The organism is Marinactinospora endophytica, assembly GCF_054780875.1.
This window is the reverse complement of the sequence record NZ_BAAGVM010000012.1, coordinates 201,517-222,159: the sequence shown is the minus strand read 5'-3', so window position 1 is coordinate 222,159 and position 20,643 is coordinate 201,517. Positions and strand designations below refer to the sequence as shown.

The following is a 20,643-nucleotide window of genomic DNA, read 5'->3' as shown; positions in this document are numbered from 1 at the left end:
GTCTCCTAAGGGGTCGAGTAGGCGTCGCGCCAGCGGATCGTCGCTGAGGAGGCGCCGGTGGGGTCTTGGCCGCGAAACGCCACCTCGGTCCGGCCGGGCGGCAAGCGGAGGTCTTCGAGGAGGACGCCGCGTTTCGCGCCAGCCAGGGACGCGCCGTCAGAGCGGAGGATCGTGCGCGCCCACGGCCGGGTGTCGATCGTGACCGTCCGGTCGTGGGGGATCGTGGTCACGAGGCGGAGCGAGATGTCGGTTCCGACCCAGGTGATCTCGGGGTTCGTGATCGGCCCGGTGAACTCGATCATGGGCCAGGACACGGTGTCGCCCTCGTTCACCAGCAGGTCGGCGTTGGCGTTGCCGATCGGCTCCAGCCGCACCGGCAGCAGCGCGGGCAGCGTGAGACCACCGGACAGGTCCGGCAGCAGGGACAGGGTGACCGTCCGAAGGTCGCCGTACCAGGCGGAGTCGACCGTGTCGAACGTCGCCACATAGTCTGCGACGCCGTCCGGGCGGCCCCGCAGCGTCGCGGTCGACAGCCGCCGTGGCCGCCCGTACACCGTCATCACAGTCGGCGCGCCCGGCAACCGCACCCGCAGCGGCATGACCGCGCGGGGGGTCGCGCGTACCGCAGGAGCATCCCAGACACGGTGGAGAGCAGCCGCCGCATCCCGGGACGCGGCAGCCGTGGTGGTGTCGGTGAACACCTCCAGCGTTAGCGTGCGCCCGCCGTGGTAGTCGTAGCCGAACTCGCGGCCGTCCCCGCCCGCCCGGTCGACGTCGCCGAGACGCGCCTCGACGTCGCCCACGCTCCAGTCCTCGACCGCGAGCGGACGCCCGCGGCCGAGGATGAGGCCGCCGATCTCCCACTGGTCATCCGCGAGGTCAGGCTCCATAGAGTCCTCCCTTCCGGACGACGCGCAGCGTGTGGGTCAACTCGGACATGGCCTCGCGAACAGTCGCCTGCGAGTCATGCAGGTGGATCTCGTTCGTACCGATCAACGGCGCGGCTGCGCCGTCCCCGCCCCGCACCGCCGCCGTGCGACGCCCCTCCCGGACCATGCGCAGGCTCTCCTGGTGGGAGTAGACCCGCGCCGGGTCACGGAGTTGGATCAGCTCGGGCCCCTGCTCCCCGGCCACGAACATCTCGTTCGCCTCGGTGAGGCCGCCGGTGGCCAGGCCGCGCACCGGCCGGCGGATCGCCAGCGGGGAGGCGTACATGGACCGGTACGACACGTTCGCGCCGGTGTAGGGGGCGTGGATCAGCCGGCCACCCCCGGCGTACATCGCGACGTGCCCCAGGTGCGGGAACACAAGGTCGCCAGGGCGTTGCTGGCCGGTGGGGACGGCGATACCGGACCGGATCTGGTCGTAGGTGACCCGCGGGAGCTTCACCCAGGGCCACCAGGCGTACTGCATGAGCGACGAGCAGTCGAACCCGATGTAGGCGGCACCCCGGCCGAAGCCCCTCGACGGGCCGCCGGGGCCGCCGCCGCCCCACGAGTACGGCAGGCCGAGCTGGGAGGCAGCGCGCTGGACCGCGCCGATCCCGCCCTGCGACATGAGCCGCCGCAGCTGCGCGCCGACATCCGTCGCCACCCCGTCCACCGTGGAGGTGATGAGCCGCTGGATCTCCAGCCGCACGTCCTCCCGGTGGTCGTCGATCTGGTCCCACGCGGTGGGGCCGGTCCCGGTGGTGGTGACCGCGCCGCCCCGCGCGAACGCCGGGATCTGTCCGGTGCGGGCGGCGGCGCGGAGCCGGTACATGGCAGCCTGCCCACCGACCGCGTTCACCTCGGCTGCTGTCCACACGTGTTCGCCGTTGGACAGCATCGCGGGGATCGAGTCGGAGGTGCCCGTCCCCGGACCCAGCACCGGGCCACCGGAGGCGTACAGCCTGAGGTTGTTGCCGCCAGCCGAGAACTCCTCGCCGGACGAGGAGAGGGTCCACGTGCCGCGCGCGTTCACGCGGATCGCGGTGGAGATCTCATCGGGGATCCCCAGATAGTCATCCGCGAGTTCCCGCGCTTCCTTCGCGGTGAGGCCCATCTGCTTGGCCACTTCCACGAATTTCTTCCGCTGCGCCTCCTGGCGGCTGGTCAGCGTGTCCGCTCCGGCGCCGTTCTCCTGCATCGCGACCAAATGGCTGTTCGCTGCCGTCGCCATGCCCAGCAGCGCCTGCCGGTTCGCCTGGCCAGCGGCCGTGTTCAGATCGGTCGCGGCCCCGTTGGCCGTCACCGCCTCCGTCGCCGCCGTCACGGCCTGGTACCAGCCGAGCTCTGCCTGCGCCGCGCTGAGGTTCGTCGCGGTGAGGGCGTCGAGGGCGGTTTTCATGTCGGTCGCCGCGAGAGCGCCCGACGTGAGCGACCCGGTCAGCAGGTCCTGCTGCGCGCTCGTTCCACCCGTCGCCGCAGCCAAGTTGAGCTGCGCCTGCGTGGACGCATCCATATCGCCCGTCAGCTCGCCCATGAGCACCGACAGCGTCTCCGCCGTGTGCCCGGTCTGATCCAGGCTGGTCTGCGTGCCGAGCAGGGTCTCGGTGGTGATCGTGCCCTCACGGCGCAACCGGTCCAGCTCACGGTTCAGGTTCGCGGCCGCGTCCGCGTTGCCGAGGTAGGCGTCGGTGACCAGCTGGAGATCGATCCCGAGCTGGCGGGCGAGGTCGAGGGCGCCCTCCTGCTGGAGAGTCTGCGCCGCGACCTTCTGCACGTTGGCGTCGATCGCTCCGTTGGACGCCTGCAGCGCCCTCGTCAGCTCGTCCGTTCGGGCGGCCGCCTGCTGCTGACTCGCGATCCACATGCCCAGCGCGGTCACACCGGCCGTGATGGCCACCCCCCACGGGCCACCGAGCACACCGACCGCGTTGGACACCGCCCCCTGGAACCGGCCGGTGTTCGTCACGGCTTGGCCGGACACGGTCCCGTAGTCGCGGAGCTGATCCGTGGCCGCCGCGATCCGCTCCGGGAGCGCCCGCAACGGCTGAAGCAGCGTCGTGTTCACCGCGCCGAGTAGGGACAGCGCCATCCGTGCCGTGCCCGCCGCGACCGCGAGCTGCAACAGCCACGGCGCGTGGTCGGCGACCGCGCCGACCGTGTCGGCGAGCAGTGTCAGCCCGGACAGGTACACCGATCCGAGGGGGGCGAGCGCTACGCCGACGTCGATGAGGGCGCCGCCGATGGAGGTCAGCATGTCGACGACGAGCGGCCCGTCGGAGAGCACGAACCCGATGAAGCCGGTGAAGTTCTGGGTGTCGTTCGCCCACGTCGCGAACCGCGCGCTCAACTCCTCCAGCCCGGGCGCGAGGCGGCTCCACAGCGGCTCGGCGGCGACGATCAGCCCGGTCAGGCCGAGCGCGGTGTTGATGGCGGTGTCGCCGAGCGCAGCGATGCTCGGACCCGCCTGGCGGGCCAGGAACGACGTGAACGATCGCCACTCTGGTGAGGCGAACGCTGACTGCGCCGAGTCCATGAACTGATCGACACCGCCCGCAGCGGACTGCACGACCGGCGTGAACTGCCCGAACTGGCCGCCCAGGATCGCCAGGGCACGACTCGCTCGGGGCAGCACCGTCGGCTCCAACGACTGCTGCCACGCGCCGAATTCGGCGGCGAACCCCTCGTAGTCCGCCATCAGCCGCTGCGCCGCCGGCGACATCTCCGAAAGCGCGCGGTTGTACTTGCGGACCGCAGCCTCAGAGCCCTGGGCAGCCTGCTCCTGATAGGACAGGGCGTCCGCGATCCCCATCACTGAGGGGATCGCCACCGCCGCCAGCCCCGCGATACCGCTGCCCGCCGCAGCCACGCCGGCCGCTGCCGCGCTTGCGCCGCCGATCCCGACTCCGAGGCTGGCGGTGAGGGCAGGGCCGACTGCCAGAGCGGCCCGCTGCAGCAGGTCCAGCTCGCCGCGCAGCCCCGCGACCTGGGTGCGGGCGGTGGTCGCGGTCGGGGCGTCGACGGTGAGACGGATCCGACGCCCGTCGAGCCGGTCCACGGCCGCTTCGATGGTGGCGAGCTGGGTGAGAGCGCCGGCGGCGTCGACGTCGACACCGATGGACGCGGTCCACTGCTTCGCGAACGCCTCACTGGAGGCGGTGGCGGCGTGGCGGCCTGCGGCGCGGCCGAGTTGGGTGAGCTGCGACCGCAGCTGCGGCCCGAACTTCTTCAGGTCGGGGAGGACGTCGACGTGGACGGACCCAGCGGATGGCATCGACGCCCTCCTCTCAGTGTCAGTGCTGTGGTGCGAACCGGTCCAGGTACTCGCGGTGCCGCGGGTCCATGCGCGGCGGCCCCTGCGGGGACCCCTGCGGCTGCTCGTCCGCGCCCGGAACCGGATACGTCGTCGAGGGGGGCGGGTCACCTTCGAGGCGCAGGCCGACCCACAACACCCGCAACACGAACTGGAGTCTCGAATCGAGGAGGGCCAGCTGTGTGTTCAACTCGTCCCATGGCCGCGCCGGATCCTCGCCGGCCAGCGCGGCGCGGGTACGCGGCATCCGGCCCAGATCGTGGAGAACGAGCAACGCCATACGTCGCGTGGAGATGCGGCCCCGGTAGTAGTCGAGCAGGTCGACCCCCCGGTCGAGCAGGTCGAGCTCGACGGCGCGCGGGTGCTCCTCTAAGACTCGGAGGAGCTGGAGTCTTCCCCCCGGGACACCGCGCTCACGTCGATGTAGTGCTGCATGATCCGGCCGATGTCACGGGACGACGTATCCAAGAACGCATCCAGCTGCTGCTCGGGGTTGGTGAGAGCGTGGCGGGCCCAGGTGGGGACGTCACCGACGAGCATGGCGCGCTCGCACCGATAGGACCACTCCGCGATGGGGCGGAAGTCGAACACGGTGCCGTCGCGCATGGTGAAGGAGTACGCGGTTTCCAGCGCCTCGGTCTCCTGCGCGTTGCGGAAGGCGCGCAGCTCGGCGACGTCGACGCGCTCGGTGGCCTTCGTCTTCTTGGACATGGGGAATCCTCTCGTGCAGGGTGCAGGCGTACAGGAAGAAGGAAGCGGCCGGGGTGCCTCGCGCACCCCGCACCGCGGCCCATCAGGCCCCCGTCACGGTCACGTCCAGCTCACCGAACGTGCCCCGGTAGGCCGCGGTGATCGTCGCGGTGCCAGCCGTGACGCCGGTGACGGTGCCGGTCGCGTCGACCGTCGCGATGGCGGGGTCGGAGCTATCCCACGCCGCGTCGCCGCTGACCTCCGCCGGGTCGGTGTCGTTGTAGTACGACGCGGTCGCGGTGAGCTGCGTCGTCGACCCCACAGCCACAGTCGGGGTGCCGGACACCTCGACCTGCTCGACCGGCAGCCACATTCCGGAGCTGAGGTAGTACCGGTCGAACATCGAGCCGTCAGTCGTCTCATACGCGGTCCACGTGAACTGGTAGCCGATGACCTCCTCCGAGTTGTTCACGATCTCGCCGCGGGTGGTGATCTCCGCGCGCGGCACAACCGTGCGCAGATGGTTGGTCCCGTCGAAGCTGTCGATGGCGAGCATGTACAGCTTCTGGCCGGTCGGTCGGCGCACCGGCATGTGGATGATGCCGCCAGACAACTCACGGATCGAGGAGAAGTCGACGTTGTCGTAGAGCGCGCGGGTGTACGCGTTCGTCTCCCACGCGGTCATTCCGAAGGTCTTGGTGATGCTGGTGATGTCGGTGCGCGCCGGGCTCTTGTAGCCCCACGGTCTCTTCTGGGACCGTTCTTCCTCATACGCTTCGTTGACGCCCTGGTCCGAGATCAGGCCCAGGTCGCGCCACTCGGCGCCGAACGGGTCCAGACCGGTCGGCACGACGCTGCCGACGGGCGCGATGTAGCACTTGCCGCCGTCGACTGCGACGCGTAGGGCATCCGGGTTGTCAGCCACGATTCCTCCTCGCCCGGGTGGGCACGAAAAAGCCCCGGGCGACCGGGGCGAACAAGTAACTGGTCAGCTGAGGGGCCGTAGGAACAGCTCGCAGGTGAACCCCGCAACACGGCCGATGCCGGGGTCGGGGCGCACCTCCGGGCCGGTCATGCGCCGCACCGTCGACACCGTGATGTCCGCGATGGTGAGACCGCCCATGCTCCGTATGGCCGCGCCGGCCTGCGACGCCAGCTCGATCGCGGCCGGGCGGTCCCAGGCGCGGGCGGTGATATCCATCCGCGCCACGTCCAACGCGAATCGGTTGGCCATGGGCGGGGATGGGAGACGCTGCACCATCAGCACCGGCATCAACGCCTCCAGCTCGTCCGGTCCGGGGGGCTCCGAACAGACGTGGCCTGCCGTGACGGTGGCGCGGAGCCGGGTGATGGTGACCAGCTCGGCGTCGCCGAACACCACGACCATGCCTCTATCCGTTCTGCCGGGCGCCGGGGGCCAGCGATTCGAGGTAGGCGCGGGCCGCCGCGCGCCGGTCATCCGGGATCCGGTCCTGGAGTGAGTCCACGACCTCGACGCGTTCGGCGAGCAGCGTCAGCGTGACGCCCGGGTGGGCGTGGCTGCTGGTGACCTGGGTGACCCCGGTGGTGTCGATCGCGCATGGCAGTTCGACCCCGTCGACGAGGATCCGAAGCTTCTCTGCGGCGCGTTCGACGCGGATGAGCCCAGCCGGGTCACTCACCGGACTCGTCCTTCTGCTCGACGGTCCGGGCCGGGGTCCGCTCCCGGGTCCGAGACCGGGCCGCCGAGCCGACCTCCGAGGTCACAGCCCGGGTCGGCACCGGGTCGGGGACCGGCGACGGAACAACCCGCGCCGTCCCGTCACGCTCCCGCCGCGCGGCCTCCGCAGAAGACACGTACACCACATCGCCCGGCGACCGGCCGGCGTGTGGATAGGTCACTCGAATGTGCGGCATCGCCGCCTCCTCACGTGTGGGTGTTGCCGTATGCCTGGGAGAGAGCCCGCGCCATCGTGTGCTGGCCGGCCGTGCCCGGATGCCAAACCCGAGCAGCGACCGGGTGCGCCGCGCCGGGCCACCACAGAGCGCGGGCGGTACGCGGCCGGATCTCGTGCGGCCGCGTATCCCACTCCACGAACACCGCGTGCTCGACGTCCGCGATGACCCGGTAACCAGTCGGCGGCAGCGCTTCAACGTGGATGCTCCCGGCGTAGGCGCCGGTGTCGCGCGGCGCTATCGCGCGGGCTGCGGCGGCGACCTGGTGGGCGCGGCGCCGCAGGTCCCGGTCGACCTCCGGCAGACTGCCGAACCCGGCGATCGCCGTGCGGTTGATGTAGACGCGCACCGGTCACCCCCGGATCAGGGTCGCGGTCAGCACCTGGTGCGCTGCGGGTCCGATGGGGTCGGGCCGGCGGGTCGGGTCGCCCAGCACCTGGTACAACTGGCCATCGATTTCGACGCCATCGGTCGCGCGAACGTCCACGGTCTCGTCGAGGTAGACGGAGACGGTGGTCGTGGTGCGTTCCCGGCCGCCCCGGTCGTCCTCTCGGGAATCGGTTGGTTGTTGGCCGGAGGGCTGTACGCACGCCGGCCACGGACCCGACCTGCTGGACGTAGCCCAGTTCTTCGCGTCGGTCGACCTGTTGCCGTGCGCGTCCGGCACGATCTGCGGCCGGACCACGGTCACCTGGTGGGTCACGATCGGCAGCATCAGCACCACCCGGTGCGCACTGTCGGGTACAGGCCGGCCGCGCGGAGAACCTGCAAGGCGCGGGCAGCGACGGTACGGCCGTCGCCGCGTGGCCCCGCCCTTCCAGCCGACCCGCCCCCTCGCGTGTAGGAGACGTCACCGACCCGAACGGTGTCCCACTGGAGTCGGGCGCCGGTCGGGTCCGCCACCTCGATCAGCATCTCCGCCTGGAGCAGGGTCGCTTCTCGCAGTGCAGCAGCGACGGTGGGATCAGCCGGGGTCTGATCCGGGGTGGTCGCGTAGACCACCCCGAACAGCGCGGCGTCCACATCGAGGCTCGCGAATCGCAGCCAGTACTCGGCGCGCGGCGGCGGCTCGGCCAGGCCGAGCCGGGCGGCCAGTTCCTCCGGCGTCGCGTACACAGGTTGGGCCACGGCACGCGCTCCTCTCTCTAAGCGATGACGCCCCGCGACCGCAGGGCCGCGAACAGCCCGTTGACGTCGGCGACCAGGCCGGCGACATCGGTCGCGGCCGAGTCCGCCACCGCCTGCGCGGCCCCGGTCATCAGGCCCGGATGGCTGTGGTTGCCCGCCGCGGCCGTGGTGCCGGTGGTGCCCAGCGCCAGGCTGGACGTGCCCGCCCCGATGGCCGACCGGGCTGCGGCAGCATCAGCCGCAGTCATGACGGATCGGCCCACGGCGGTGGCGTCGGTGACCTGATCAACGGTGTGGGTGTGGTTGCCGACGGCGACCGTGGACGCCGTGGTGCCGGTGGGCAGCCGGGCGAACGCGATCGTGCCCGAGGTGATGTCTCCGGCTGCGTGGGTGTGGGCTGTGGGCGGGAACGTGGCCGGTTTCCCGGTCACATCCGCCCACGCCACGGTGATCTCGCCACCGTTCTCCAGGTCGTTCAGGAACGTCTGGAGGTCAGTGGTCTGCCCGTCAGGCAGGGTGACGACGATCGACGCGGCACGGAGAACGTTGCGCCACTCGTCAGGCATCGCCATCCCCACGGTCCGCGTCGGCTCGGGCGATCAGCTCCGCCTTCGTCATCTCCGCAGTCTCAGCGTCGGACAGGTCGGTGGTCGCCGCAACGTAGGCTGCCCAGACGTCCTTGCTGGCGTTCTTCGAGGGCCGGTCGGCGACGGCGGCGTCCACTGCGGTGTTGGGGACCTCGGGGCTGCCGGGGTCAGGATCCGAACCAGTCTGGACAGGGCTACCGGTGCCGTCGTGGTTCGTCTCCTGGCCGGCAGTGCCACGGGTGACGCGGTAGCCGCGCCGACGGAAGTACGCCAGCACCGAAGCGTCCTTCACGCTGTCGACGACAGCGGTTCCCTCGCGGAACTGCGTCCCGGCAACGTCACCGCTGAACCCCTCGGTGGGCGCCTGAACCGTGTACTCCATGATCAGCTCCCGGAGACCTTCACGTTGCGGAGCACGCCCGCGGCCTTCACGTTGCGGAGGACACCAGCGACCGGGCCCATTTCGATCTCGCCCTTCTTCACCGCGCCGGGCTGCTCCATGGGCGGCATGTAGGTGGAGACGAGGGGGACCCCGGCCATCGACGCGCCGTGCAGCGCGTCCAGGCCGAACGACACGGCGTACAGGTCGGTGACCCCCGTGACGGCGGCGCCGTCGATGGTGCGCGATCCGATCGGGACGATCGGTGCCGTGCCGGTGGCGTTGTCGCCGATGTCCACAAGCGCCCACGGGCCGTACCGCTCGACCTGGCGGCCGAGGTCGTCCCGGGTAGCGGTGTACATGCCGGCCCAGCGGGCGAGGGCCCTCACGCGGGTGATCGAGATGGTGTTGCCGATGATGGCCTTCACGCCGGGCGGGAGCGCGCCGGGCGCCCCCAGATCACCGCCGCCGGTGGTCGAGGGCACGATGCGGGACAGGAAGTCGTCGAGCATGTCCAGTCCGCTCATCGCGAGGGACTGGGTGTTGATGGTGCCAGCGGTCCAGTCGAGGTAGCCGGCGGTGACGCCCTCGTTGGCGGGGATCCACTCGGTGGACTGGCCCACCAGCGACTTGTCGAGGCCGTCGAACCCGTTGGCATCGAGGGCCACGTCGCCATTGATGAGCTCGTCCTGGAACTTCGTGCGCACGCTCGTGAGGAGCTGCTGCATCTGGAACGTGATCTCGTTGGTGGCCGGATTACCGAGGCGGGCCAGAACACGGTCCACCTCGAACGACCCGCCCAGCGGCTTGAGCTCCACCGTCTTGCGTTCACGGGTCGCGCGCGACGGGGTGTACTCGGCGTTGAACGGCCGGAAGGCGGCGCCGCGGGCGTCGAGGAGGCGGGTGTAGCCGTACACGAGGCTGGGGCCGCCGGTGCCGGGGGTGACGGTGTCGTCGAACACCATCTGGTCCAGCAGCCAGCTGTATCTCCGGAGGTTGTCGATGACGGCGTAGGACACGTCGTCCTGGGCGTTGACCTGCGCCTGAGCGAGAGTGACGGGCATGGTGGTCTCCCTGTGGGCCGTCAGCCGAGTGTGCGGGTGACGGCGTCGTAGAGGCTGGTGGGTCGGGTGCGCTTCTCACCAGTCCCGCCGGCGAAGTCTGCGCTGCTTGTCGTAGGCGCCTGGCCTGCGAGCTTGTACTTGGGGTTGGCCTCGACGGTGGTTTTCACCAGCTCGTCAAGAGCGTCAGCGAACCCCTCATCGGAGGGGTCGAGTTTGGCGAGGGCGGTGGTGAACGCCCGGGAGTCGAGGAGAGTGTCGACGTCCGCGTCGTGGGTTCGCGCGGCGCGTTCGGCAGCGCGTTCAACGCGGAGCTGCCGTAGTTCGGCCTCGCGTGCGGCAGTGGCCTCCTGCGCGGCGGTGAGCTGTCGGGCCAGCTCCTCAGGGTCCGGCGGCTCCTGCTCGTTGAGGCCGAGGGCGCGGGCGATCGCGTCGAGGGTGGCCTGCCGCTCGGTCTCGGCCTGCTCCCGCGCGGTTTCGGCCTCCTTGGCCTTGACGCGGTTCGCGGCAGCCTCATCGCGGAGCTGCTTCACGTAGTCCGCGGTGAACGTCTGCGGCTCGGGTGTGGCCGGGGGTTGGGTCTTCGGCATGTCCGTCGGCGTCGGCTCCGGTGTCGGCTGCTCGGGGGTGTCCATGACTGCGCCTCCTGGGCGGTGTCGGGCCCGGCACCCGGCCGGGCAAGAGAGGAAGGACCCGCACGGCGGGCCGGAGAAGGTGCTACGGGGTGGCGTTGCCGGAGATCAACCCCGCGAGCGCCACAGGATCGGGCTCGTGCGCGCGGATCGCGGCGACCTCGGCCTGGATCTGGGTGTCGTCCCAGTCCGGGTGAGCCATCCTGATCTTCATCTCGGTGGAGATCGCGCCGGCCTGGTCGAGCAGGGTGATCGTGCGCGCGGTGGCCTCCGGCGCGTCCTCCACGCCGTCGGGCCAGATCACGGTCGGGCGGAGGACCGGCACCCGGCTGCCGAACTGGACGGCGTCGAGGGCGAGGATGATCTCCCCGAGCTGAGCCAGACCAGGAGTCGCGTACCCGATCTTGCGTTGCCGGGTCGAGTACGACCGCCGCTCCCGGGCGCGAGCCTCGGTCGCGGTGAGCGCGATCTCCCCCGCCTCCCCGAAGGTCTGGGAGCTGTATCCGGCGGCGCGCACGATCTGACTCGTCAGCTCCGCGCAGGTACGCGCATGCTCCTCGACCCTGATGGCGAACTGGATCGGGGTGATCCCCGGCGCGCCGTCGGGGCCCTGCAGCATGTGCATGGCCTCGTAGACCTCGCGCTCCGGATCGAACCATGCCGAGCTGCCGCGGCCCTCCGACTGGAGGTACGAATCAGGGACGAGTAACCGGGCTTTGGCCAGGCGCAGGTCCCTCATCCACGACGACCAGGCTTCGTCGACCGCGTCCATCAGCGGCTCGACGCCGGCGTAGTCCGAGCGGCCGAGCGGTGTGCCGCGGATCAACCGATGCGGGCGCATGTTCGGGATGTACACGACGGCGAGCCCGGGGAGGCCGGTGGGGATCGCGCCATCCTCTCCGACCGCAGCGGCGAACACGGCCGTGGTGGGGTCGTCGGCGAGTGGCCGCTGCGAGCCGAGCCGGTCGGCTGTGCCCTGGTACAGGCCGTGGTAGATGACGCCGGGCTCGTGCCGCTCCAGGTGCCGCCACACGGTGCCGGCGTCGAGCCGCACGACCCGCCAGAACGTGACCGCGGCCAGGTGGCCGGCCTGCCATTCGGGTGCGGCGGTGTCCGGGATGATCGCGTCCACCAGCGGGTGCCCGGCAACCGCCCGGTTCCAGGAGGCGCGCAGGTAAACGCCGCCGTAGGCCGCCGCGAGTTCGCCGCCCTCCAGGAGGGTGGCGTGCAGGCCGATGTCGGTGACGAGCTGGTCGAGACGGGCCTGCGCGGCCGGGTCCTCGACGGTGAGCGTCGGCGGCTCCGAGAAAACGAGGTCCGCGCTGGTCTCAGCGATGTCGCTGGCGATGGGAATGTGGAGGCGGGCTGGTGCTTGTCCGGCTGGGTGGGGGCGTCCCCACCACATGCGTGCGGCGGCGCCAACGATGCCGCCGGCGTACTGGGAGGGGCGGACCCGTGGCCCTGTTCCGCTGTAGACGCGGGTGAGTTGTTCGGGGTCGCCGGAGTACCAGGCGCCCCATGTGTCGTAGAGGGCGCGGGGCCGGGCGGTGTCGGCGGGGGGCCAGGCAGGGTTGTCGGTGGGCAACGGCATGGGGCACCTCCTCTCGTGCTTAGGGGCTGGAGCGGTCCGGGACATGCCTCCAACGAGGGGTTCGTTATGTCCCCTTGGCCTCGTAGCCTGGTGGTTCCTACTGGAAGGAGCGGCTTTGTCCACTGCTGATGGAAGTCCGTACTGCCGGCTGTGTATGAAGGCAGGGCGGCCTTACGCGGCCTGGGGCATGGGGTCGACCAGGCCCGGACGCCACACCGCCTCCGTCGTGACCACCGCGTACCGACCACCATCCAACGAGTGATCCGCAGTCTTCAACGGCGCGTCCGCGCCCTTCTCCGTCGCTGCCGGATCCCACGCGTACCCCGGGACCTCAGTGATCCATCCCCGGCACCGGTCCGACACCAGCAACTGCCCGGCGGCCAACAGAGTCGACAGCATGCTGACCCCGTACATCACGTCGTTCACCGCAGGCACCGAGGTGATCCCGTCCCGGTGCAGCTGCAGCCTGAACGCAGCTGCGGCCGGGTCGACTGCCACGTACTCCGGGCGCATCGTCTGGGCTGGCAGGTGCCGTTCGCCCAGCCAGGAGATGAGCCGTGTTGAAAGTTCCGCGTCGGTCAGGCGCACAGCATCGCGCGCCGGATCATGACGGAACTCGTCCACCAGGTACAGACCGCGGTCGCATTGGCCCAACAAGAGAGCCGCAGTCGGGTTCGTCGTACCGTGGTCGACCCCCAGACACAGCAGCCGCCGCATCTGCGGCAGGGACTCCCACGCGACGACGTGCCGGTCGGGGTCCCACATGTCGTAGACCGCTCCTTCTGCCGCGACCCACTCGCCGAGGATGTACCGGCGGTAGAACAGCCCCGTGTAGGAGTTCTTCGTCCGTTCCACGTAGGAGGCGGGCAGGTGGGGGTTGTCCTCCAGTTTGAAGCTGACGCGGACGAGATCAATGCTGTCGGTGGTGGCGCGGTGCTCTCGGCCGTCGCGGTCGATCCATAGGCGGGCTCTGTCGAGCCAGTTCCGCTTCAACCAGTGCTGAGGGCCAGCCGGGTTAGAGGTCAGCCACATCTGGGCGCCGTCGATAGACAGCCGCGAGTACAGCATGTCGAAGAAGGCTTGGGGCAGAGTGGATGCCTCGTCGACGTACGCGCCGGCCAGGGTGAGCCCCTGGATCTTGGTGACGGCCGACTCGTCGTTCGCGCCGACCACGTAGATGGTGCGGCCGAGAAGGTGCAGGATTCCGGCGCCGGCGACATAGCGGCAGCGTCGGGTCCCGAGCATCTCGACCATGGGGTCGATGACGTTCTGTTTGATGGTGCGTTGGGTGCGGCCGACCATGAGGAGCGGACCCGCGGGGCCCTGGCGGACGTATCGGATCCAGGCGAGGGTGGAGGCGACGGTTTTGCCGGAGCGGACGGTGCCTTCGAAGGCGTTGATGGAGGCGGTGCTCGCGCGGACGGCTTGAAGGCCTTTCCCGGTGAGGGGGTGAGCGGTCAGGTGTCTCACCTCCCGGGGGGTTCGGATGGGCCTCCGGTCATGGCGTTGATCCAGGCGTCCACGGCGGGGAGGTCGCGGTCGTCGTTGTCGATGGCTTCGAGGCGGGTGTATTTGTCGATGGCGATGGCCGCGCTGGTCATGAGGTTGCGGATTTCGCCGGCGGGTGGGCGGGGTCGTTCGTGTTCGTGGTATCTGCCGTCGCGGTCGAAGGCGTAGACGCGGTAGGGCTGGTCGGTGGCGTCGATGAGTTCGGCGGCCCTGTCGAGGAGGCGTTCGCGGAGGGCGGCGCGGCGGACTTTTCCGTCGGCGGCGCGGGCGTGCGCGGCTTTCGCGGTGCGGGTCCGGTCGAACGCGCCTGGGACTTCGGCTTTCGCGATCGCGCTCACTGTGGAGAACGCGACCCCATGCTTATCCGCCAAGGAACGGCAGCTGTGTCCGCCGGCGCGGAGGTCCGCGATGATCGCGTCACGGACGCCGGGTGGGAGGTTGTCTCCTGCGGCCACAATCTCCTCACCTCCTGACAGACGCCTCGAACCGCGTCACACTGGTCACCGAACGCCGTCTCGGCGCCCCCACAGAACACGCGAGGTCCCCGAATGTCTCCTGCACGGATCCTGATCGTTGTCGGCGCCGCCCTGGCCGTGGGAGGTTGTCTCCTGCGGCCACAATCTCCTCACCTCCTGACAGACGCCTCGAACCGCGTCACACTGGTCACCGAACGCCGTCTCGGCGCCCCCACAGAACACGCGAGGTCCCCGAATGTCTCCTGCACGGATCCTGATCGTTGTCGGCGCCGCCCTGGCCGTCGGCGGGCTCGTCCTCGGCCTAGTGCCGCTCGACCACTCCGGCGCCTCGTGCGGGTCCGCGTTCCTCGGCACGTCGTCCATGCACGACGTCCTCGTCGGCAGCCAGGGATGCTCGGCGGCCCGGTCGGCTGTGTTGCCGTGGGCGTGGGCGTTGATCGCCGCGGGTCTGGTGGTGGGGTTGGGGCCGCAGTGGGCGGCCCGCATCCCGGTGAAGACGCCGTCAGCGTAGGGCATGAGAAAACCCGGGACCCTCATGGTCCCGGGTTGAAGTCGGTAACGGACACACGGGGTCCGTCTGCACCGAATGATTCCTTGCAGGTCAGCCATATGTCAAGTCGAGGCCGCGCCAGCCGCGTTACGGCGTTCCCGCGCCGCCCTGTGCGCGGCCGCGAGGCGTAGACTCTCCGCCGCTTCTGGCGCGTCCGCAGCGGGTAGTTCGTGCAGGTCGAAGAGGAGCCGGCCGGGGGCACCGTGTCGAGTCACCCGGCCCTGGGAGGCCCAGCGACGTAGGGTGCCGGGGGCGAGGCCGGTCCATACGGACGCGGCAGCGATGTCGACGAGGATAGGGGCCATGCCTCCCATGATCACCGATCCGTGATGGAGGCCAGCCGAAGGGCGGGGGTCGACTTTCATCCTATCAACTGCAGTATCACCTGGCCGAGCGTGCCCAATGCTGAAACGATCGTGAGAAGGAACATGGCCCACCACTGCTTATTCAGGGTTTGGTTCTGTTTGGTCAGCATCTGGTTTTGCTTCTCCAGGAGGGCGTTACGCTTCTTCGTTTCCTCCCGTATTTGGATCTGAGCCCTGGCAGCTTCCCGTCTTTCCTCTGCGGCCTGGGCTACACCCTCCATGTCTTCGTCGGAGATGAGAGACTCGGGTCGTTCGAGCGGATAAAAGGGAAAAAGAGGAGAGATTGGGGTGATAGGTGAATCGGATTTGTGATGATTATCCTGCGAGTCGTCGGATAACGGATTACCCGGCATCCAGCTTTTGGATGCATCTTTCAATATTTGGGAAGCGAAATCGGCCGCCTTGGGAAATTCCTTCGGAATTTCTTCGCCAGACCGGTTCTTGTAGTCGCTGATTCTGCGTCTTGGTTTTTCCGGAGAAGAGTCTTCCGCTTTAGACATTCCATCATCTCTCTATGAGGCTTCCCCGGCGATGTGGGACAGCCACGCTGATCGACTGTACGAGCTTCCACAGGATCCGTACCGGACCGGGCTGATCTCACCGACGCGCGCAGGCCCCTCAACGGTTCCCAGTCCGATACACCAGGTGCGGAGTTGCTCGGGGTCGAGGGCGAGTCGGCCGCCGCACTCGGCGCAACACCACCCGGTCAAGACTCGGGGGCGGGGCTCGTAGTCGAGCAGGACCCGCGCGTCGCGAACAACCTGGCGGACCAGACGGGCGACGCCGCGCACCACCGAGGGCTGAACCGGTTCGACGGCGGCGGCCAGCGGAACGAGCGCCCGCAACCGACCTGCGACGGTCCGCCCGGCGGGCGCGGGGCCGGGAGCGTAGTAGGAGAGGACCCGGTGGGCGTCGGTGGCCACCGTGGCGATCCGGTCGATGAGCGCGGCCGCGTCCAGACTCATCGGGGGCCGGGAGCCGGCCGGGGGCGCGCCGGAGGGACGGGGCCCGGCGGCGCGGCGCGGGGCGGGGTGCGCCGCGAGCTGAGCGAGAAGCGGGGCCTGCCGGCGAGTTTCGGTGCGCCGAACGACCCGCGGCGCGGGGGCGTCGTGGATGCGCAGTCCGTAGCGGATCTGCTCGTCGAACCCGTCGACGAGGGCTCCGATGAGGTCGGCGAGTTCGGTGGACGCAGCGGGGGCAGGTGCAGGCGTCTCGTGCATGGCTGGCCTCCGTTCCAGGTGTGGCATCGTGGACGGTGACCGGGGGAACTGGGGGCCCGTGCTGGGGGGTGCGGGCCCTCACTGCTGTCTACGGGCCGCCCTGGTGGGGATGATCCGGCAGCGGCAGTTGGGGTGGACGGGTGGGAGCCCACGGAACCCGTCCCACTGCCGGGCGGGGATGTGGGGGCCGCGCGGCGCCGCGAACACCGCGCCGACGCCGACGGTGCGGCCGTCCAGGGCCAGGCACGTGGCGCAGGCTCCGACCCGCAACGTGACCCAGCGAAGCCCCAGTCCTGCCGCGCGCGCGTACATCGCCGTGCCAGAACTGGCGGCTTGGTGGATCTTCGTGATCGCGAGCCGCACCAACCGGGCCCGGACCCGCTCCAGCTCGGCGCGACGGTCTTCCGCCGCGTCCACCCGCGCCGCCGCGTCCGCAAGAAGCACAGCCACATCGATGTCCACCGGCGTGGGCAGGGGGTGCTCGCGGAGCGGACGACGCCCCCGCCCCCCGGACGCCGCAAGCGCGATCCCCACAGCCAGCGCGGCAGTTGCGGGCGCGAGGATCGCCGCGGTGATCGCCGCAGCGGCGGCAGTGAGGGCGGCGCCGGTGATACCCGTGGCGGCGATCCTCGCCACGATCGCGGTGATGTCGTTCGCGGCTTGTTGTTCGAGTTCGTCGAGCCGCGCTGCCGGGGTCGGGGTGGGGGCGGGTGGTGCTGGTGTGGTCATGGCCGGGTCCTCGGGTCGGGTCGGTTCCCAGTATGGGGCGGTCGGATCCGAGGTCGGCCGCGTCGTGAGGACACTCATCTATCCTCCGCGACAGGTTCGTTACTGCGTGTACATGGAATGAGTAGGGCGGTCAACGAAAGGAATCCAGTGGGCATAAGCGATCAGATCGAGACGCTAACCAACTCAGCCCTTCAAGCAGAGAAGAACGGCGACATGGAGCGGGCGACCATGTTCGCCCTTCTCGCACATTCCCAGGCTCTGGAGCGATTCCGCACGGACTCCGCCAAGAAGCTCCTGAACTCCTTGAACTCCTTGGCGGGGAGCCTAGATGATTTGCCAGGAGTGATCAGGAGGCTGAACCGCTCCTAATCCTAAACAGGAGGCCCGGCCAGGTGCCTTACACCAGGCCGGGACCTATCTGATACTCGTCGACGTCAGGGTTGGCTACCAGGGACGGCCCTCTGCCACGCGACCGCGCTCCGGTCGGTGTAGTCGCGGCCTCCGGTGACGATGATCCTCACCGGTCACCTCCCGCGGCGTCCAGGATGGGGGACTTTATGGTCCCGTCGAGCTCGCGAAGGTGTGCGACGGCGCGGCGCCGCAGGTCCCGGTCGCGCCGCCGGATGTCGCGGCGGGGTTCGGTGGGGACGGTGTCGTCCTGGATGGGCCGGATCTGATGGGACATGGGCTACTCCTGTGCTGTACGGGCCTGTAGTGGCCCCTGAGGCGGTTCCACCGCCCCCAGGTACCCGACACGGGAATGTGGGCCCCGGGGGCGTAGCGCGCGTTTGAGCGCTCTGAACGTGCGTGCCTAGAACGGCGGGGCGCCACCGCCGGTGGCCCACGGGTCACTGGACGGCGCCCCCGACCGAGCCGGACGCTGACCGCCGAACCCGCCCTCGCCGGCCCCCTGACGCTGCGTCTTCGTCACCTTGGCGGTGGCGCTGCGCAGCGCAGGGCCGACCTCTTCAACCTCGACCTCGAAGACGGTGCGCTTCTCGCCTTCCTTCGTCTCATACGACCGCTGCTTGAGACGGCCTTGGACGATGACGCGCATACCACGCTGAAGGCTCTCGACCACGTTCTCGGCGTAGGCCCGCCACACCGAGCAGGTGAGGAACATGGACTCGCCGTCCTTCCACTCACCGCTCTGCCGGTCGAAGGTGCGCGGCGTCGAGGCCACACGGAAGTTCGCCACCGCGGCGCCGTTGGAAGTGAAGCGCAGCTCGGGGTCGTCGACGAGGTTGCCCACGAGCGTGATCTGGGTTTCGCCTGCCATCAGGACTCCTTCTTCGTTGCATGCCGCTTCTGAGCGGCTTGGTCTTCGGCGAGCCACCGGGTAGGGCCGGCCGGGTAGGGATCTGGGGGCGGAGGGACCGGACGCCGCCGTTCGGCCTCCAGCAGGTCCACATCGAGCGACAGGGACATCGCACTCCTCCTGGGTGTGAGATCCTGGGATGCGGACCAGCCCGGTAGCGACGGGCTGGTCCTTCGCCATGTGAGAGGTCACGCGACGCGACGTCGCTGCCGGCGCAACGCCTCGTCGTAGATCTCGACGAGCGCGGCACGCTCAGGCGAGTTGTTGGGGACGCCGTGCCACTGCTCGGGCGGGATGTAGCCGTGCCACTGCTCGGGCCGGGTGTAGAACAGCGGATGCTTAGTGAGCCGGTCGGCCAGGTCCGGATGGGCGAGGACCGCGGCGCGCCGCTCCTCGTTGGTGGTGGTGTCGATCTCGGCGCCGTAGCGGGCGGCCCGCACCACGAGTTCCCGCATCGCGTCCAGGTCGGACAACCTCTTGAAGTCCCTCACGCGGCCCTCCCGCGACGGTCCGGTCCGGCGAGAACGACGCGATCCGACATCTCCCGCAGCCGCGACGCGACCCGCTCGCCAAGCTGCGGCACCAACTCCTTCACCGGCACGTTGGAGGTGATCAGGGTCGGGCATTCACGCTCGTAGCGGTAGTTGATCAACCGATAGTTGACTTCCTCCACCCACTCGGAGGTCTTCGCGGCGCCCAGGTCGTCGATGACGAGCAGGTCGGCGCGGGCGAAGCGGCTGAACTCGGCTTCGGAGTCGATTCCATGGCGGGGGCGCAGCTGCGCGTAGATGTCGGCTGCGGCTGCGACCTCCCACCGGAACGACAGGCCGGATTCGACCAGACCGTTGATGACGCCGTAGGCCTGGTGGGTTTTGCCGGTGCCGGTGGGGCCGAGCAGGGTGAGGCTCTTTCCGGGGGCGATCGTGAACGCGACCCGCTTGCGGTGCTTGATGGCGCCGGCGACGAGGCTGCGCGCCCATTCGCGGACCGGCTCGTGGTCCGCGGTGGCGTTGCGGTAGCGGGTGGGGATGGTGACGGCCGCGCGGGCGCGAGCTTGCCGTCGGGCTTCTTCGAGGAAGTAGTCGTCGTAGCGGTCGGCGAGGTCCTCGATCTTGACGATGGGGGCCATGTCGGTCACCAGCCTTCGTAGGCGTCGGGGTCGGTCGGGTTCTGGAAGGGCCGGTACGCGCCGACGGCGGGGCGTTGGGCGCCGGCGTCGGCGCGGACCGTTTGGAGGGCGATCTGGAGGGTGCCGCCGGAGATGGGCCGACCCTCTCTGCCCAGGAGGTCAAGGGCGTGGGCGAGCTGGTCTCGGTCGACGCCGTTGGCGAGAGCGGTCTTGACGACCTGGCGGATGGCGATGAAGGACTGGGCGGTGCTGGTCTGGTGGAGGCTCCAGTAGCCCTCGGCGAGTCCTTGCGCCTGGGTGTCAACGGCGCTTGGGGGCTTCTTGGCCCCCCTCTTCGAGTTTTTCGAGGTCGCGCCCGAAGAAGACGTAGTCTTCTTCGGAATTTCTTCCTCAGCCAAATACTCACCTACACCTTCACCTACACCTGCACCTACACCGGACCCTTCCGGGAAGGGTTCGGGAAGGGTTCCGGGAAGGGTTTCCTGAGCCACTCCCTCTAAGGCGGTGACCTGCGGGTTTTCGGGGGCGACGCGAAAGGGGGGCGTCACCTGCCCGCCCGAGGGCGCCTTGGGGGGCGAAAAAGGCTGCTGAGGGGGTTCCAAGAACCCCTCCGGAAGGGTTTCGGGAAGGGTTTCCGTAACCCTTTCGATAAGGGTTCGGGTCTTGGTCGCGCGTTCGGGACCCAGCTCCTCCAACGGGAGCCGGAGGAGCTCTCGGCGGAGGACTGCCCGCAGCGTCGGCGACATCGTGTTCTGGACGTGCCCCAGCGCCGACTTGAGAACGTTCGGCTGCTTCCACAGGCCGTCATTGCGGATGAACGTGCGGATCAAAACCTCTTCGGTGTCTTCGTCCACGACCACGTACCAGTACGCGCTCAGGCGAGCTAGGGCCGTTCCGATCCGTTCGGAGGTCATGCCGTCGGCGAACCTCGCCCAGCGGCGATCCTGTAGCGGCAAGACGCCCGCGGCGGTGATGTTCGGCTGAGACAGCAGTGCGAAGTACAACCATTGAGCGTCGCTGTCGAGGTCCTTCTTGAAGTCGCTGTCCTGCCAGATCGCGGAGTGGATCTGGGCGTAACTCCGGGCCATGAGCCCCCCTGCTTCTT

Annotated in this window: 26 protein-coding genes; 1 reads left to right on the top strand and 25 read right to left on the bottom strand. The window is 69.5% G+C overall.

The features are described 5' to 3' along the window. Positions 1-5 precede the first annotated feature (5 nt). The 17 genes from ACYVHU_RS21495 to ACYVHU_RS21415 form a co-directional block, all read right to left on the bottom strand. Positions 6-890: a phage tail family protein gene (locus ACYVHU_RS21495; RefSeq protein ID WP_498949377.1), complete on the bottom strand. Its 885-nt coding sequence runs from the start codon at positions 888-890 to the stop codon at positions 6-8. Further along, positions 880-4,200: a C40 family peptidase gene (locus tag ACYVHU_RS21490; protein WP_498949376.1), complete on the bottom strand. Its 3,321-nt coding sequence runs from the start codon at positions 4,198-4,200 to the stop codon at positions 880-882. Before ACYVHU_RS21490 ends, ACYVHU_RS21495 begins: the two co-directional genes overlap by 11 nt. Positions 4,201-4,219: 19 nt before the next feature. After that, positions 4,220-4,519, bottom strand: a complete 300-nt coding sequence (locus tag ACYVHU_RS21485) for a hypothetical protein (protein ID WP_498949375.1) — start codon at positions 4,517-4,519, stop codon at positions 4,220-4,222. Positions 4,520-4,608: 89 nt separating this feature from the next. Next, positions 4,609-4,950, bottom strand: coding sequence for a hypothetical protein (locus tag ACYVHU_RS21480; protein ID WP_498949374.1), 342 nt, complete (start codon positions 4,948-4,950; stop codon positions 4,609-4,611). A gap of 82 nt (positions 4,951-5,032) precedes the next feature. Continuing rightward, a complete protein-coding gene (locus ACYVHU_RS21475) occupies positions 5,033-5,854 on the bottom strand; it encodes an Ig-like domain-containing protein (protein WP_498949373.1) in 822 nt (273 codons plus the stop codon). A gap of 63 nt (positions 5,855-5,917) precedes the next feature. After that, on the bottom strand, positions 5,918-6,316 hold the full coding sequence (locus ACYVHU_RS21470) for a hypothetical protein (protein WP_498949372.1): 399 nt from the start codon (positions 6,314-6,316) through the stop codon (positions 5,918-5,920). A gap of 4 nt (positions 6,317-6,320) precedes the next feature. Further along, entirely contained in the window at positions 6,321-6,590 is a 270-nt protein-coding gene (locus ACYVHU_RS21465) for a hypothetical protein (protein WP_498949371.1), read from the bottom strand. Positions 6,591-6,835: 245 nt separating this feature from the next. Beyond that, entirely contained in the window at positions 6,836-7,213 is a 378-nt protein-coding gene (locus ACYVHU_RS21460) for a hypothetical protein (RefSeq protein ID WP_498949370.1), read from the bottom strand. 3 nt (positions 7,214-7,216) lie between these two features. Continuing rightward, a complete protein-coding gene (locus tag ACYVHU_RS21455) occupies positions 7,217-7,579 on the bottom strand; it encodes a hypothetical protein (protein WP_498949369.1) in 363 nt (120 codons plus the stop codon). Continuing rightward, positions 7,579-7,992: a hypothetical protein gene (locus ACYVHU_RS21450; protein WP_498949368.1), complete on the bottom strand. Its 414-nt coding sequence runs from the start codon at positions 7,990-7,992 to the stop codon at positions 7,579-7,581. The genes ACYVHU_RS21455 and ACYVHU_RS21450 overlap by 1 nt, the downstream gene beginning before the upstream one ends. A 17-nt stretch (positions 7,993-8,009) precedes the next feature. Continuing rightward, positions 8,010-8,564: a hypothetical protein gene (locus ACYVHU_RS21445; RefSeq protein ID WP_498949367.1), complete on the bottom strand. Its 555-nt coding sequence runs from the start codon at positions 8,562-8,564 to the stop codon at positions 8,010-8,012. Further along, complete coding sequence (locus ACYVHU_RS21440; protein WP_498949366.1) at positions 8,551-8,961, bottom strand: hypothetical protein; 411 nt, start codon at positions 8,959-8,961, stop codon at positions 8,551-8,553. Before ACYVHU_RS21440 ends, ACYVHU_RS21445 begins: the two co-directional genes overlap by 14 nt. A gap of 2 nt (positions 8,962-8,963) precedes the next feature. Beyond that, positions 8,964-10,022, bottom strand: a complete 1,059-nt coding sequence (locus tag ACYVHU_RS21435; RefSeq protein WP_498949364.1) for a major capsid protein — start codon at positions 10,020-10,022, stop codon at positions 8,964-8,966. Between the two features lie 20 nt (positions 10,023-10,042). After that, on the bottom strand, positions 10,043-10,654 hold the full coding sequence (locus ACYVHU_RS21430; protein ID WP_498949363.1) for a hypothetical protein: 612 nt from the start codon (positions 10,652-10,654) through the stop codon (positions 10,043-10,045). A gap of 82 nt (positions 10,655-10,736) precedes the next feature. Then, positions 10,737-12,242 (bottom strand): phage portal protein, encoded by a 1,506-nt coding sequence (locus ACYVHU_RS21425; protein ID WP_498949362.1) that lies wholly within the window; start codon positions 12,240-12,242, stop codon positions 10,737-10,739. A gap of 171 nt (positions 12,243-12,413) precedes the next feature. Then, positions 12,414-13,712: a PBSX family phage terminase large subunit gene (locus tag ACYVHU_RS21420; protein ID WP_498949361.1), complete on the bottom strand. Its 1,299-nt coding sequence runs from the start codon at positions 13,710-13,712 to the stop codon at positions 12,414-12,416. Next, positions 13,709-14,089: a hypothetical protein gene (locus ACYVHU_RS21415; protein WP_498949359.1), complete on the bottom strand. Its 381-nt coding sequence runs from the start codon at positions 14,087-14,089 to the stop codon at positions 13,709-13,711. The genes ACYVHU_RS21420 and ACYVHU_RS21415 overlap by 4 nt, the downstream gene beginning before the upstream one ends. A 373-nt stretch (positions 14,090-14,462) precedes the next feature. Here ACYVHU_RS21415 and ACYVHU_RS21410 point away from each other — a divergent pair, with 373 nt between their 5' ends. Continuing rightward, a complete protein-coding gene (locus ACYVHU_RS21410) occupies positions 14,463-14,738 on the top strand; it encodes a hypothetical protein (protein ID WP_498949358.1) in 276 nt (91 codons plus the stop codon). A 400-nt stretch (positions 14,739-15,138) separates the two neighbouring features. On the opposite strand, the gene ACYVHU_RS21405 is transcribed toward ACYVHU_RS21410, so the two are convergent. The 8 genes from ACYVHU_RS21405 to ACYVHU_RS21370 all read right to left on the bottom strand — a co-directional run bounded on the left by ACYVHU_RS21405 (position 15,139) and on the right by ACYVHU_RS21370 (position 20,626). Further along, positions 15,139-15,642 (bottom strand): hypothetical protein, encoded by a 504-nt coding sequence (locus tag ACYVHU_RS21405; RefSeq protein WP_498949356.1) that lies wholly within the window; start codon positions 15,640-15,642, stop codon positions 15,139-15,141. A gap of 12 nt (positions 15,643-15,654) precedes the next feature. Continuing rightward, complete coding sequence (locus ACYVHU_RS21400; protein ID WP_498949354.1) at positions 15,655-16,362, bottom strand: DUF7341 domain-containing protein; 708 nt, start codon at positions 16,360-16,362, stop codon at positions 15,655-15,657. A gap of 78 nt (positions 16,363-16,440) precedes the next feature. Continuing rightward, the gene (locus ACYVHU_RS21395; protein WP_498949353.1) at positions 16,441-17,091 is read right to left on the bottom strand and encodes a structural protein; all 651 of its coding nucleotides are present in this window, start codon (positions 17,089-17,091) and stop codon (positions 16,441-16,443) included. Positions 17,092-17,608: 517 nt separating this feature from the next. Then, the gene (locus ACYVHU_RS21390) at positions 17,609-17,776 is read right to left on the bottom strand and encodes a hypothetical protein (RefSeq protein WP_498949352.1); all 168 of its coding nucleotides are present in this window, start codon (positions 17,774-17,776) and stop codon (positions 17,609-17,611) included. A 126-nt stretch (positions 17,777-17,902) separates the two neighbouring features. Then, complete coding sequence (locus ACYVHU_RS21385; RefSeq protein WP_498949351.1) at positions 17,903-18,370, bottom strand: single-stranded DNA-binding protein; 468 nt, start codon at positions 18,368-18,370, stop codon at positions 17,903-17,905. Between the two features lie 227 nt (positions 18,371-18,597). Then, a complete protein-coding gene (locus ACYVHU_RS21380; protein ID WP_498949350.1) occupies positions 18,598-18,900 on the bottom strand; it encodes a hypothetical protein in 303 nt (100 codons plus the stop codon). Further along, entirely contained in the window at positions 18,897-19,538 is a 642-nt protein-coding gene (locus ACYVHU_RS21375) for an ATP-binding protein (protein ID WP_498949349.1), read from the bottom strand. Before ACYVHU_RS21375 ends, ACYVHU_RS21380 begins: the two co-directional genes overlap by 4 nt. A gap of 5 nt (positions 19,539-19,543) precedes the next feature. Continuing rightward, the gene (locus tag ACYVHU_RS21370) at positions 19,544-20,626 is read right to left on the bottom strand and encodes a hypothetical protein (RefSeq protein ID WP_498949347.1); all 1,083 of its coding nucleotides are present in this window, start codon (positions 20,624-20,626) and stop codon (positions 19,544-19,546) included. Positions 20,627-20,643: the final 17 nt, after the last annotated feature.